At 70.4% G+C, this 12,767-nt stretch carries 12 protein-coding genes; 5 read left to right on the top strand and 7 right to left on the bottom strand.

The window, feature by feature from the left end; all coding sequences use genetic code 11:
* Positions 1 to 2: 2 nt before the first annotated feature.
* The 5 genes from ACFXK0_RS16470 to ACFXK0_RS16450 form a co-directional block, all read right to left on the bottom strand.
* A complete protein-coding gene (locus ACFXK0_RS16470) occupies positions 3 to 1,301 on the bottom strand; it encodes a dihydroorotase (RefSeq protein ID WP_379411126.1) in 1,299 nt (432 codons plus the stop codon).
* A gap of 70 nt (positions 1,302 to 1,371) precedes the next feature.
* Positions 1,372 to 2,328, bottom strand: coding sequence for an aspartate carbamoyltransferase catalytic subunit (locus ACFXK0_RS16465; protein WP_379411125.1), 957 nt, complete (start codon positions 2,326 to 2,328; stop codon positions 1,372 to 1,374).
* 76 nt (positions 2,329 to 2,404) lie between these two features.
* On the bottom strand, positions 2,405 to 3,040 hold the full coding sequence (pyrR, locus tag ACFXK0_RS16460; RefSeq protein ID WP_379411124.1) for a bifunctional pyr operon transcriptional regulator/uracil phosphoribosyltransferase PyrR: 636 nt from the start codon (positions 3,038 to 3,040) through the stop codon (positions 2,405 to 2,407).
* A gap of 260 nt (positions 3,041 to 3,300) precedes the next feature.
* Complete coding sequence (locus ACFXK0_RS16455) at positions 3,301 to 4,098, bottom strand: MerR family transcriptional regulator (RefSeq protein WP_379411123.1); 798 nt, start codon at positions 4,096 to 4,098, stop codon at positions 3,301 to 3,303.
* Positions 4,099 to 4,127: 29 nt separating this feature from the next.
* Positions 4,128 to 4,631 (bottom strand): VOC family protein, encoded by a 504-nt coding sequence (locus tag ACFXK0_RS16450; protein ID WP_379411122.1) that lies wholly within the window; start codon positions 4,629 to 4,631, stop codon positions 4,128 to 4,130.
* Between the two features lie 93 nt (positions 4,632 to 4,724).
* On the opposite strand from ACFXK0_RS16450, the gene ACFXK0_RS16445 reads away from it, so the two are divergent.
* Positions 4,725 to 5,348, top strand: coding sequence for an alpha-ketoglutarate-dependent dioxygenase AlkB (locus ACFXK0_RS16445; protein WP_379411121.1), 624 nt, complete (start codon positions 4,725 to 4,727; stop codon positions 5,346 to 5,348).
* A gap of 69 nt (positions 5,349 to 5,417) precedes the next feature.
* Here the strand turns inward: ACFXK0_RS16445 and ACFXK0_RS16440 are convergent, their stop codons facing one another.
* Complete coding sequence (locus tag ACFXK0_RS16440) at positions 5,418 to 5,993, bottom strand: TetR/AcrR family transcriptional regulator (protein WP_379411120.1); 576 nt, start codon at positions 5,991 to 5,993, stop codon at positions 5,418 to 5,420.
* 100 nt (positions 5,994 to 6,093) lie between these two features.
* Here ACFXK0_RS16440 and ACFXK0_RS16435 point away from each other — a divergent pair, with 100 nt between their 5' ends.
* The 4 genes from ACFXK0_RS16435 (at position 6,094) to ACFXK0_RS16420 (ending at position 12,433) form a co-directional block, all read left to right on the top strand.
* The gene (locus ACFXK0_RS16435; protein ID WP_379411119.1) at positions 6,094 to 7,059 is read left to right on the top strand and encodes a zinc-binding alcohol dehydrogenase family protein; all 966 of its coding nucleotides are present in this window, start codon (positions 6,094 to 6,096) and stop codon (positions 7,057 to 7,059) included.
* A gap of 134 nt (positions 7,060 to 7,193) precedes the next feature.
* A complete protein-coding gene (locus ACFXK0_RS16430; RefSeq protein WP_379411118.1) occupies positions 7,194 to 8,384 on the top strand; it encodes a serpin family protein in 1,191 nt (396 codons plus the stop codon).
* A 111-nt stretch (positions 8,385 to 8,495) separates the two neighbouring features.
* Positions 8,496 to 11,612 carry an NERD domain-containing protein gene (locus ACFXK0_RS16425; RefSeq protein ID WP_379411117.1) on the top strand — a complete coding sequence of 1,039 codons (3,117 nt, stop codon included), beginning with the start codon at positions 8,496 to 8,498 and terminating at the stop codon, positions 11,610 to 11,612.
* 236 nt (positions 11,613 to 11,848) lie between these two features.
* Positions 11,849 to 12,433 (top strand): hypothetical protein, encoded by a 585-nt coding sequence (locus ACFXK0_RS16420; protein ID WP_379411115.1) that lies wholly within the window; start codon positions 11,849 to 11,851, stop codon positions 12,431 to 12,433.
* Positions 12,434 to 12,499: 66 nt separating this feature from the next.
* On the opposite strand, the gene ACFXK0_RS16415 is transcribed toward ACFXK0_RS16420, so the two are convergent.
* Positions 12,500 to 12,766: a YciI family protein gene (locus ACFXK0_RS16415; RefSeq protein WP_379411114.1), complete on the bottom strand. Its 267-nt coding sequence runs from the start codon at positions 12,764 to 12,766 to the stop codon at positions 12,500 to 12,502.
* Between the last annotated feature and the right edge of the window lies 1 nt (position 12,767).

Here is a 12,767-nt window from a genome sequence, read left to right as displayed (position 1 = left end):
TCCTAGATCCCGGCCGCCTTGCCCTCGCGGGCAGTGACCCGGCCGCGCAGCACGGTGGCTGACACCTGCGCCGGGAACGTCATGTCCTCGAACGGAGTGTTGTTCGAGATGCTCGCCAGTTCGGCGCCGCGCACCGTCCACTCGGCGTCGGGGTCGACGAGTGTGAGGTTGGCCGGTTCGCCGACCGCGATGGGGCGGCCGTGGTCGTCGAGGCCCACGATCGCGGCGGGCCGCTCGCTCATCACCCGCGCGACACCGCGCCAGTCGAGCAGGCCGGGCTGGACCATCGTCTGCACGATGATCGACAGCGCGGTCTCCAGCCCGAGCATGCCGGGGCGGGCGGCGGCGAACTCGCAGCACTTGTCCTGTTCGGCGTGCGGGGCGTGGTCGGTGGCGACACAGTCGATGATGCCGTCGGCCAGTGCCTGGCGCAGGGCGGTGACGTCGGCGGACTCGCGCAGCGGCGGGTTCACCTTGTTGACCGCGTCGTAGGTCTCCAGGCGCGAGTCGTCGAGCAGCAGGTGGTGCGGGGTGACCTCGGCGGTGATCGAGATGCCCTGGGACTTGGCCCATTTCACCAGTTCGACGGTGCCCGCGGTGGAGGCGTGGCAGATGTGCACGCGGGCGCCGGCGTCGCGGGCCAGCAGCGCGTCGCGGGCGACGATCGACTCCTCGGCGGCGCGCGGCCAGCCGGCCAGGCCGAGTCGGGCGGCGTTGGGGCCCTCGTGCGCGACGGCGCCCTTGGTCAGGCGCGGCTCCTCCGCGTGCTGGGCGATGAGCACGCCGAGGGAGTTCGCGTATTCGAGGGCGCGGCGCATGATCAGCGGGTCGTAGACGCAGTGGCCGTCGTCGGAGAACATCCGCACCTGGCCGACACCGGCGGCCATGGTGCCCATCTCGGCGAGCTGCTTGCCCTCGAGCCCGACGGTGACCGCGCCGACCGGGAACACGTCGACCAGGCCGACCTCCTGGCCGCGCCGCCACACGTGATCGGTGACGACGTGCGAGTCGGCGACCGGGTTGGTGTTGGCCATCGCGAACACCGCGGTGTAGCCGCCGAGTGCGGCTGCGGCCGAACCGGTTTCGATGGTCTCGGTGTCTTCGCGACCGGGCTCACGCAGGTGGGTGTGCAGGTCGACGAAGCCGGGCAGCAGGATCTGGCCGTTGCCGTCGATCACCTCGGCGTCGGCCGGCGCCTCGATGCCGGTGCCGATCTCGGCGATGACGGTGCCGCGCACCAGCACGTCGACCGGCTCGCCTTCCCCGTAGGGCAACACATTCTTGATCAGCAGTTCACTCACGCTGTCTCCTTCTGGCGTGCTCGGGCGCCCTGCGTGGTTACACAGGCTGCCGCCTCCGGGCGCTGACCGCTCACGCCGCCACCTCCTGGGTGCCGACGAGCAGCCGGAACAACACGGCCATCCGCATGTGCACTCCGTTCGTCACCTGTTGCAGGACTGCCGCTTTCGGCGAATCGGCGACCGCCGAGGCGATTTCCATGCCGCGCAGCATGGGACCGGGGTGCAGCACCACCGCGTCGTCGCCGAGCACGCCGAGCCTGCGCTCGGACAGTCCGTAGTTGATCGCGTATTCGCGGACCGACGGGAAGAACCCGCCGTTCATCCGCTCGGCCTGCACGCGCAGCATCATCACCGCGTCGGCGCCGGGCAGTTCGGCGTCCAGCGAGGTCGCGACCCGGCACGGCCAGCTGTCCACGCCCACCGGCAGCAGGGTGCGCGGCGCGACCAGCACCACTTCGGCGCCGAGGGTGTCGAGCAGGAAGACGTTCGAGCGGGCGACCCGGCTGTGCAGGATGTCGCCGACCAGCACGATCCGCTTGCCCTCGATATCGCCGAGGCGCTGACGCAGGGTCAGCGCGTCGAGCAGCGCCTGGGTGGGGTGCTGGTGGGTGCCGTCACCGGCGTTGATGATCGAGGGCGCGGCACGGTTCTCCTCGCGCGCCCACTGTTCCATCCAGCGCGCGATCTGGTGCGCGGCACCGGAGGCCGGGTGACGCACGATCAGCGCGTCGGCGCCCGCCGCGTGCAGGGTGAGCGCGGTGTCGCGCAGCGATTCGCCCTTGGAGACCGAGGAACTCGACGCGCTGACGTTGATCACGTCGGCGCTCATCCACTTGCCCGCGACCTCGAAGGACACCCTGGTACGGGTGGAGTTCTCGTAGAACACGGTCATCACGGTGCGGCCGCGCAGCGTCGGGAGCTTCTTCACCTCGCGGCCGAGCAGGGCCTGTTCGAAGCGCTCGGCTTCGTCGAGGAGTTCGGTGGCGGTGCCGCGATCCAAGTCGGCGACCGTCAACAAATGCTTCATGCCTCCACCTCGCTGGCGCTCGGCTCCGGCATGAACCATTGGATGGCTGTGTTCATTGCTCGGTCGCTGCGCTCCCTCATGCCTGCTGCGCCTCCTGGTGCAGATACACACCGTCGTGTCCGTCGTGTTCGGTGAGCAGGACCGAGATGTCCTCGGCGCGCGAGGTCGGCACGTTCTTGCCCACGTAGTCGGCGCGGATCGGCAGTTCGCGGTGGCCGCGGTCGATGAGCACCGCCAGCTGGACGGCGCGGGGGCGGCCGAGGTCGCGCAGGCCGTCGAGGGCCGAGCGGACAGTGCGGCCGGAGAACAACACGTCGTCGACGAGAACGACCAAGGCGTTCTCGATGCCGCCGTCGGGCACCGAGGTGCGCTCGAGCGGGCGATGCGGACGGCTGCGCAGGTCGTCGCGGTAGAGGGTGATGTCGAGCGAGCCCAGGGCGGGCCGCACGCCGGAGAATTCCTCGATCGTGGCGGCGAGCCGGTTGGCGAGAGTGGTGCCGCGGGTCGGGATGCCCATGAGAACCACCCGCGGCGCGTCGGCGTCGCCGGAATCCAGGGCGGTCTTCTCGATGATCTGGTGCGCGATTCGCGCGATGGTGCGATGCACATCCGACGGCGACAGCAGTTCGCGGCCGCCTGCCACCCACTCCGGGGTGTGCCGCTGCGATGTTTCTGCCGCGCCGGTTCTGGCCGCCCGTTCGGGCACAGCCATGCCGACCTCCTTCCCCGCCTCACCGGACGGTCCGTTAAAGGATGTCTCACTCGCCCGTCAGCTTATCAGCGCTCCGACCTCCCTTTGACCAGGTAGCGCTGCCTGTGAGCGCTACCACGCCGGCCGCCGCCCCGGTCCGCGGTGCGGCACCGATCACACCTGGCCCGAAAGCCCTGTGAGCGCGGGTCTTTCCCCGCCCGGATGGCCGCTCCGGCGGCGAGCACACGTGACCACCTTCACGACCATCCGAACGGATGGGTTCAGATCCAGGTAGCCGTGGCGGGGTCGATGCCGTGGACGCGGGCGTTGCCCGCGATGACGTCGTGGAGCCAGTCGGTGAGGCCGGGGGCGAGGGAGTCGTAGAAGCCGGTGTAGCCGGGGTCGGTGACGAAGCGGCGGGCGAGGCAGGCGTGCATGGCGTGGGTGCAGTCGAAGTACGGGGCGAAAGAGTCACGGTGACGTTCGGCCAAGGCGTTCGCTTCGGGGCTGCCGGGCCGGAGGCCGGATCGGCAGGCGGCGGCCAGGTCGGCGTGCAGGGCGTCGGTGGCCGCGGTGATCTGGCGCCACTCGTCGGTGGTCCTGCCGGCGGCGCGTTCGGCGTACTGGATCCATTGCGCCGTGTCGCCCCACAGTGCGCGGGCTTCGTCGACCCAGGCGGGCTGCCACTGCGGGCCGAACAGCGCGACCTGTTCTTCGGCGGACAGCAGGATGCCGGACTGCCTGGCCTCGATCATGCGGTCGACCGCGCCGGCCATCTGCTGGAGCCGGTCGATACGGGCGCGCAGCTGGGCACGTTGAGTACGTAGGGTCGCCAGCCCTTCGCCGGTGGTCGCGTCGAGGAGGACACCGATCTCGTCGAGCGGCACACCGAGCTCGCGGTAGACGATCACGCGCTGAGCCCGGGCCAGGTCGGCGGCCGTGTAGAGGCGGTAGCCGGCGGCGGTGCGGTCGGACGGGCGGACCAGACCGACAGCGTCCCAGTGGTGCAGCGTGCGGGTGGTGACGCCGAGCAGGTCGGCCGCCGCGCCCACGGTGCGGTGATCGGCAGATTCGGGCACGACCACCAGTCTGCCGTGCCCGAACCCCGTCACGGCGCCTCGATCCCCATCGCCCGCAGATTCGCGGCCGCGGGACTGTCGGGGTCGTAGGGACGGGCCGCGGTCATGACCACCCGAAGGTTCTCGGGGGTACAGACTTCCAGCTCGCTCGAGCCCCACGGCATCAGCCGCGGACCCGACGTGCACCCCGGCACGGCGGTTTCGCAGGCAGCGGCGATCGTGTCGAGCTCGTCCAGCACACAGGAGAAACTCACGGTCAGCGGTGCGGCCTCGGCCGGGCGCTCCCCCGGCACGAGCAGTACGTCCTGGAACGCCCAGCGGCGCAGGTGGGTGACCTGGCCGGGCACCGAGAACAGGTCGATGAATCCCAGTGCGCGGGACCAGAAGTCGATCGAGGCGGCGAAATCCGCGGTGGGCACGGTGACGAACATCGGCATCCCGTAGATGCCACGGAACGGTTCGGGCGCCACCGCGTCGGGGCCGGGGACCGGCACGGGGCTGATGTCGAAGGCGGGGAAGGTCATGGGAGCCATGCTCGACCCTCCCGCTACGGGAGGGTCAAGCCCGCGGTCAGCCGGCAACACTCGAATACGAACATATGTTCGATTACGAGGTAGACTCAGGCCATGTCGCTGCCCCTGCAAGGTTCACTGTTCGACGGTGACGCGGTCGGCCTGGGTTCGATGGACGCGATCCGGCGCGCACAGCTCGACCAGACGGCGTGGGTCGATGTGCTGCCCGGGTGGCTCGGTGGTGCGAGCGTGGTGTTCGAGCGGCTGGCCGAGCGGGTGCCGTGGCATGCCGAACGCAGGCCGATGTACGACCGGGTCGTCGATGTGCCACGACTGGTTTCGTTCTACGGGGAGAACGACCCGCTGCCCGACCGCGTACTGGTGGCCGCCCGCACCGCGCTCAGCGAGCACTACGCCGGCGAACTGGGTGAACCGTTCCGCACGGCGGGCCTGTGCTTCTATCGCGACGGCCGCGACAGCGTGGCCTGGCACGGTGACACGATCGGCCGCGGCGCCACCGTCGACACCATGGTCGCCATCGTGTCCGTCGGCGCGCCTCGCGCCCTGCTGCTGCGTCCGCGCGGGGGCGGCGCGAGTGTGCGGTTCACCGCCGGGCACGGCGACCTGCTGGTGATGGGCGGCGCGTGTCAACGCACCTGGGAACACGCCGTCCCCAAGACCACCCGCCCGGTCGGCCCGCGCATCAGCATCCAGTTCCGCCCACGCAACGTCCGGTAGACGTCGACCCACCGCGGCGACGGACAGACGCAGCGCCAGGACACCCGACGCCCATCGTCGGCGACCCGGCTACGGCGCGCGGAGTACCGATCGCACCAGATCCTGGACCGCGGCGTGCAGCCGATCGACCTCCCCCGCTCTGGCCAGCTGCTGACCGACTTCCCCGCCGATGCTGGACAACAGCATCGCGCCCACTGTCCGCGCGTCGATATCGGGGCGCACTTCGTGCAGGAGTGCGGCGATGTGGTCGGCCCAGAAGGTGTGGAATTCGGCGCTGCGGGGATGCGGGGGCATCGCCTGGTAGGCCGCGATCAGCTCCACGTCGTCGGTGAACAGGCTGGTGATGGCCGCGAAGAAGGCGATGAGCCGGTCGGCGGGCGGTGCACCGGGCCCGAGCGGCGGCGGGCCCGTGGAGACCGCGTCCATCAACGCGATCGCGCCCTCGGCGACGAGTTCGTAGAGCAGCCCGGCACGGCTGCCGAAGCGATGGAAGATGGTGCCCTTTCCCACGCCCGCGGCCGCGGCGACCCGGTCCATCGTCACGCCGGCGGCGCCGTGTTCGGCCAGCAGCGCCGCGGTGGCGTCGAGGATGGCGCGCCGGTTGCGCGCGGCGTCGGCACGCTCGGTCGGACGGCGCTCGGTCATCGCACCCGCTTTCTCGGCACCCGCCGATCCGTTGACAAGTTGACCGCCGGTCCATATCGTCGAAAGATATCTGGACCAGCAGTCAACTTATGGAGTTCTTATGCGGGCAATCGTAATGACCGAGACCGGCGGACCCGAGGTCCTGGTCGCCCGGGAGGTCGAGCCACCACGCCCCGGCGCCGGGCAAATATTGGTGCGCACCGAGGCGATTCCGGTGCTCTACCCCGAGACCAAGGTGCGCGCGGGCGCGTTCCCGTTCCCCGCGCCGCTGCCCGCGGTGTTCGGGTTCCAGGCGGCGGGCACGGTGACCGAACTCGGCGACGGCGTCGACCCGGCATTGCGCGGGGCACGGGTGGTCGCCTCGACTACCGGTTACGGCGCCTACGCCGAACTCGTTGTCGCCGAGGCTGATTCGGTGACCGTGATTCCGGATGGTCTGGCGACGGAGGCCGCCGCGGCGATCCTCATGCCCGGCTCGGTGACGCTGGCCCTGCTGCGGACCGCGGCACCGGCCGCGGGCGAGACCGTTTTGGTCGAGGCCGCCGCGACGGGGATCGGCAGCTTGCTCACCCAGCGATGCACTGCGCTGGGCGCCCGGGTGATCGCCACCGCGGGCGGGCCGGCGAAGGCGCGGCTGGCCCGCGAGCACGGCGCCGACGCGGTGATCGACCACACCGCGCCCGACTGGTCCGAGCGGCTGGCCGAACTGCTGGCGGGCAGCACGGTCGACGTGGTGTTCGATTCGATCGGTGGCGATTCGGTGCAGCCCCTCCTGGACCTGGTCACCCCGCTGCGCGGCCGCATCATCAGCTACGGCTGGCTCTCGGGCGCTCCGGCACAGCTCGGGGCCGCCGAGTTGATCCTGCGCGGCCTCACCCTCACCGGCTGCGCGGGCACGGCGTGGCTGGCCGAGGTCGCCGGGCAGCGCGCCGCCGCCCTGGCCGCCGCAGCCGACGGCACCTTGGTCGGCACCGTCGACGCGGTGCTGCCGTTGGCCGAGGCAGCGCAAGCCCATCGCAAGCTCGAGGAGCGGGTCGCGATGGGCACGGTGTTGTTGCGCCCCTGAGGTTTCGGCGACCGCCCGACTGCTGCCGGCCCGGTCCTGCACCCCTTCACCGCCACCCGGCACCGACGCGGGGCGGGCGGGGTAATCGGCCCACGACAGGCCGGATGTCGGTGGCTGGTCGTAGGATCCGGGGCATGGGGAGTTCATTGATGCCGCACGTGCGGTCGGCGAATGTGCTGACGTCGCGCTGGTGCGCGACGTTCGGGGGCGGGGACGCGGTCGTGTCGGGGGCGGGGCTGTGGCCGTTACTGGCGATTCTGGCCGGTGCCGCGGCCGGTCCCGCACGGGCGGAACTGTCGGCGGCGGCGAGTGTTCCGGCCGAGTACGCGCACGCGGCCGGCCTGGAGATGCTCGAATCGCTGGACACCTCGCGGGAGGTGTCGACGGCGATCGGGGCGTGGGTGCGGCCCGAGTTGTCCTTGCGTCCGGAGTGGGTGCGCAGTGTGCCCGAGGGGACCGTCGGCGTCCTGGGCGATCCGGCGGTGCTGGACGCGTGGGCGCGCGAGAAGACCGACGGGTTGATCCAGAAGTTCCCGGTACAGATCTCCGAGCAGACTCTCTTCGCCATGGCGACCGCGCTGCTGGCCCGCACCCGCTGGCGTGAGCCGTTCGACGAAACCCTGCTCGCTCCCGAATCCGGTCCATGGCAGGGGCATCGGGGGCCCGGGCTGCGGCGGCGGAGCCATCCGGATGGTTCGGTGGCCGTGCTCGACGACGCGGTGACGCGGGTGGTCGTGACCGGTCGCGGCGAGCTGGATGTGCATCTGCTGATCGGCGACAACGGTCCCGCCCAGGCGGTGACCACCGGGCTCGCGGCACTCGACGGCGCCGTCTCGGTACGCACCGACCTCGCCCCGGAGACCACAGCGCCCTGCCTCCGGGTGATCCGGCGGGAAAGCTTCGGCGGCGACTCCGTCCATCTGAAGCTCCCGCCGTTCGAAGTGCGTTCCGAGCACGATCTCCGAGACCACGCCGCGCTGTTCGGGCTCACTTCGGCGTTCGACGATTCGACCGGCCATTTCCCGGGATTGTCGGAATTTCCGCTCGCGGTGGGCGCCGCCGCGCAGGAAGTCGTCGCCCGATTCGATGCCGCCGGGTTCGAAGCGGCGACGGTCACCGCGGTCGCCCTGGTCGCCGGCAGCGTGCCGCAGTCCGCGATGGCCACGCACATCTCGGTCGACATCGACCGCCCGTTCGGGTTCGTCGCCGTCGACCGGCCGACCGGCCTGGTGCTGGTCGCGGGCCAGGTCACCCGGCCGCCGGTGGCCTGGCCACGACCGACCACCGATCCCGATCCGGACCGAATGCCCGGTGCGCCGCAGTGAGTCCGGTAATCGGTCTTGTCGATCACGTTGTTCAGCAACAAGATTGGGTTTCGGGACCACTGACAGAGGTCGTATCCTGGTAGTGGTCCGCAATCGGTTACACAGGGGGTCGTGGTGATCGTCGTTGTCGCGGACGAAACCGAACTCGAAGGCGCAGAACAGATCGTCGGCGCGGCGGTCCAGGACTGGGCGCCCGGCGCCGGTGGTGTCGCGATCTTCCGCGCCCATGTGTCCGAGAGCCGCGGCGGCTCGGTCGAGGTCGACGCGCTGGTCTGTACGCCGCAGGGCGCCACGGTCATCGAGGTGAAGGGATTCACCGAACGGCAGGCCGGCATCCTCGCCACCCCACCGAACGGTCCGTGGACGGTCGACGGTGCACCGGCCGCGCTGTATCACGCGGTCCGCGTGCCGAACCCGTTCGTCCAGGTGCGCCGCCAGGTCTTCGCGGTGAAGAACCTGCTGCAGCAAGCCGGCATCTTCGGGTGGGTGAACGCGGTCGTCGCGCTGGTCCCCCAGCCCGGATCGCAGATCACCCTCGAAGAGGCGCGCATCGCCGACGGGTACCGGGCCGTGCTCGTCGACCGGGACGATTCCACCGCCCTGCGCGACTACTTCCACGCCGAGACCGGGCGCACCATGCGGATCAGCGTCAACGATGTGCGCCGGGTGTTCGAGGCCTTGAACCTCACCCACCTGCTGCCGACCCGGGTCGCTCTGGCGGACCAGGGATTTCCCGCCCGGTTGCAGCCGTCGGGCACCGGCCGGCCCGCCGAGCAACCACCGATCGACCTCGGCCAGGACGAGGACACCGACGAGATCCCGACGACCGGTGGTTCGCGTTGGTCGGGTTCACGACTCGCCCACGCGAGCCCACCCGCGTTCCTCGCCGCGATCGACCGCCTCACCCACCGCCCACAACCGCCCACCGGAACCGATTCCCCGACGACCGGCGCGGATTCGCCGGTGCGTGAGGCGGATTCGCCACAGCCGGATCCGGCGAACACACCGGTCACGGCCGAAACGGCCCCGGCGAGCGACCCCGGAACCGACATCACCGATCCGGACACCGCCACCACTCCCGACGGCGCAGATGGACTCCGGGCTGGCACAGTGCCCGACGATGGCGATCAGCTCCGACCGGAGACGACGCCCGACGGTGACGATGCCCTTGGCCCGGACGCGGCCCCTGCCGGTGGCGAGGAAACGGCTAGCCGGCCTCCCACCGCTGACGACGACTCCCGGACCACCACACCGCCTGCCGGTGAGGGTGAGCGTCCCGTGGGCACCGCACCCGAAAGTGGCACCGGCCGGGTCGAGAAGGCTCTACCACTCGACGGTGTCGGCGAGGCCGGACCAGCCGACTCGACCGCGGATGCCGGATCGACACCCGCCGCCTCGCCGCTCGAGTCGATCGAGCCCGACGGTGCCGCTGACCTCCGTGCGGAGACCGTGCTCGACGGCGACGAAGAACGTTCTGCGGACCTGGCGCCCACCGGCGACAACGACTTCCACGGGGCCACTACGGCTGCCGGTGGCGGAGAACGTCCCGCGGACCCGTCGCCCACCGGTGGCCACGACCTCCATGCGGGCACTACGTCTGCCGATGACGACGAAGTTCGTACCAGATACTCGCCGACCAGCGGTGCCGACTCCCGTACGGAGGCGGCGCCCCACGGTGGCGATGAACCGCCTGCGGACCCGGCGCCCGATGATGGCACAGGTGTCATCGAGCCCGAATCGGGTGACACCGTACCGGCGGACCTGCCGGTGGGCGCCGAATCGAAACCCGCTGTCTCGCTGATCAAGTCGACCGCCCCTGTCGATCCGGCCCGCGTCGCGGCAGAGGACTCCGCGGCCATCGACTCCAGACCGGCGGATGACCAGGGTCCGCATGCCGTGCCGGGTTCACTCAGGTCCGAGAATGCTGGACACGGGACCCAGCCCGGAAACGGGGGTCGGGAGGGGTCGCGCACCGAGTCGGCGGACCCAGCTGGTGCAGTGCTCGGATCGCCGGGATACGACGATGCGGGGCAAGGCCCCTGGGCTGATGACGGTGGCCGGGACGAGCCGGCCGATCACGGGGACCACGGCGGATCGGGCGATGACCACGGTCGGTACGCGTCGACCGGCCACGACGACCAGGAAGCGTCGGCCAGCGAAAATCGCGGCGGATCGGGCGATGACCACGGCCACTACCCATCGACCGGCAACAGCGACCAGGGAGTGCCGGGCGGCGAGAATCGCGGCGCGTCGGGCGGTGGCGAGAGGCGCGAGGCGTGGGCCGATGACGGTGATACGTGGGCGGACGACGAGGAGGGCTCGAGCGGCGGTTCGTCCGGTGGGTATGCGGCTGTCGGCGCGGCTGGTGTGGCTGCCGGCGCGCTTGGTGCGGCCGCGTGGTCGTCCTCGTCGGATGATCCGCGTTCTTCGCAGCGCAGTGCACCGGCACCGGGGGAACAGTTCGACGACTCCGAGCACTGGAGTGATTGGGTCGACCACGAGCGCGCGCCTGTTTCGCCTGTGGCGGCGGGGCGGGTGCGGGAACCGGGGCGGCGTACTGCCCGTGGGGGGTCGCTGCTCGAACGGTGGCGTAATACGCCGGTGCGGGAACGGGAGCGGAGTCCGCGGGCGGGCTGGTTGCCGCGGATCGGGCCCGGGATCGGGCTGGTGTTGTTCATCGCGCTGTTCGGGGCGGTGTTCTTCACGATCAATGCGGTGCAGGCGAGCAGGTTCGTGATGTCGGATTACGACCGGATGTGTGGGGCGGACCGTAAACCGTTCCCGAACGCCGCCGCGTACGAGCGCGACGGGCCGAGTCCGATCTATCTGTCCGGTGGCCTGGGTGACATGGTCACCGAGCGCGATGCGCGGGCCTGGCGGCCGAGCGATCCGTCGACCGTGCAGCTCATCGCGTGCATGTCGCAACTCGAACTGCGGGAACTCGTGCAGACCTGTCAGTACGCGCCGGCGCCCGGGGAACCGATCGGCCGCACCGTGAACCTGTTCCGGGCCAGTTACGACGTGGTGGTCTACGAACTGCGGACCGGTCGCGAAGTGGCGAGGGCGACCATGCTCGGCGACCGGTATTCGGCCGACCCGGCGAACACCGATCCCGACCGCTGCCGGGCCGCCGCCGACGCACCCGACGTTCTCGGCCGCCGCCTCGGCCAGCCGTCGGCCGGGCAGGTGACCGGGTTCCTGGCTCCGGTGGTCCATCCCGATCGCTGACCGCGCTTGACCTCGAGCGCACTCGAGGTAGCAGGATCGTCGACGTGCCTCGCGCACATCCCGACACCGCGCCCCCGGCGCCGGTCGTGCCTCCGCCGGGCCAGTACACCCACCGGCGGAGGCCGTCGGGAGCACGCCCGGCCGCGCGAGTTCCGTTGCGGCTCTGGCAAGCTGGCCCGGTGGAACCGTCACCTGGACCGCACGACCAGCAACAACCCGGACCGAGCAGCCCGCCCGTGGGTCGGCGCAAGCGCCCCGGCTACCGCGAGCAGCGGGCCCGCAATGCTCGCTTCTTCGGCGGACGCCGCAAATGGGTGTGGATCGGGGCACTCGGTGCGGTGGTGGTCGGCCTGGCCGGAACCATGATCATCGGCATCGTCCAGTCCGACACGCGCCGACCGGAAGTCGGTGACTGTGGGTTCTTCGTGGAGGGACACCGCAATGCCACCGTCTTCGAGCACCGCCCCTGCGACCATCCCGAAGCCGTCGTGATCGTGACCAAGGTCCGCAGTACCGAACCCTGTGTGCTCGAGGACCACGAATTCAGCACCTCGGGGAAGAGCAAGACCAACAGCAAACGCAAGTACCTGTGCACCCACCTGCACGCGGCCGTCGGCGAGTGCGTCAACGATCCGGGCAATGTCAATTTCCACCTCAAATGGTTGCGCAAAGTCCCCTGTGGTGCGGGAACTTTCGTCGTCGACACCCGGGTCGACGCCCACGACCCGTCGGTCTGCACCGCATCGGCGAAGAAGTACACGGTCACCGAAAAGGTGACCCACCGGGTACCGCCGGTCTCCTATTGCCTGCACCGGATCTGACGAACCGGCCTCGAACAGCGGCAGCCGCGGATCCGGGCAGGATCCGCGGCTGTCGGGGAACAGAACTCACGCCGAGGCGGTGATTTCCCATTCGTAGATCGTCAGTTCCGAGGCGCCGGTGGTGTGCACCGGGTCGGTGTGCGCGATCGCCGTTGCGGCATCGAGGCTTTCGGCCAGGATCACATACGCGCCGCCACTGCCGTCGGTGAACTTGCCGCTCTCCTGGAGCTGACCCTTGTCGATCAGCTCCTGCAGGAACACGCGGTGCGGTTCGATCACGGACGCGTCGAACGCCGGTGTGCGCATGACCATCACCAGGTACTTGTTCGCCACC

This window comes from Nocardia sp. NPDC059177 (genome assembly GCF_042755165.1).
Classification (GTDB): Bacteria; Actinomycetota; Actinomycetes; order Mycobacteriales; family Mycobacteriaceae; genus Nocardia.
Note: the sequence above shows the minus strand (reverse complement) of the source record. Positions and strands in the feature narration are given on the sequence as shown.

Bases quoted from the DNA above. Each gene is read 5' to 3' on its own strand.
- ACFXK0_RS16465 (WP_379411125.1), bottom strand. From the start codon at position 2,328: ATGAAGCATTTGTTGACGGTCGCCGACTTGGATCGCGGCACCGCCACC.
- pyrR (WP_379411124.1), bottom strand. From the start codon at position 3,040: ATGGCTGTGCCCGAACGGGCGGCCAGAACCGGCGCGGCAGAAACATCG.
- ACFXK0_RS16450 (WP_379411122.1), bottom strand. From the start codon at position 4,631: ATGGCTCCCATGACCTTCCCCGCCTTCGACATCAGCCCCGTGCCGGTC.
- ACFXK0_RS16445 (WP_379411121.1), top strand. From the start codon at position 4,725: ATGTCGCTGCCCCTGCAAGGTTCACTGTTCGACGGTGACGCGGTCGGC.
- ACFXK0_RS16440 (WP_379411120.1), bottom strand. From the start codon at position 5,993: ATGACCGAGCGCCGTCCGACCGAGCGTGCCGACGCCGCGCGCAACCGG.
- ACFXK0_RS16435 (WP_379411119.1), top strand. From the start codon at position 6,094: ATGCGGGCAATCGTAATGACCGAGACCGGCGGACCCGAGGTCCTGGTC.
- ACFXK0_RS16430 (WP_379411118.1), top strand. From the start codon at position 7,194: ATGGGGAGTTCATTGATGCCGCACGTGCGGTCGGCGAATGTGCTGACG.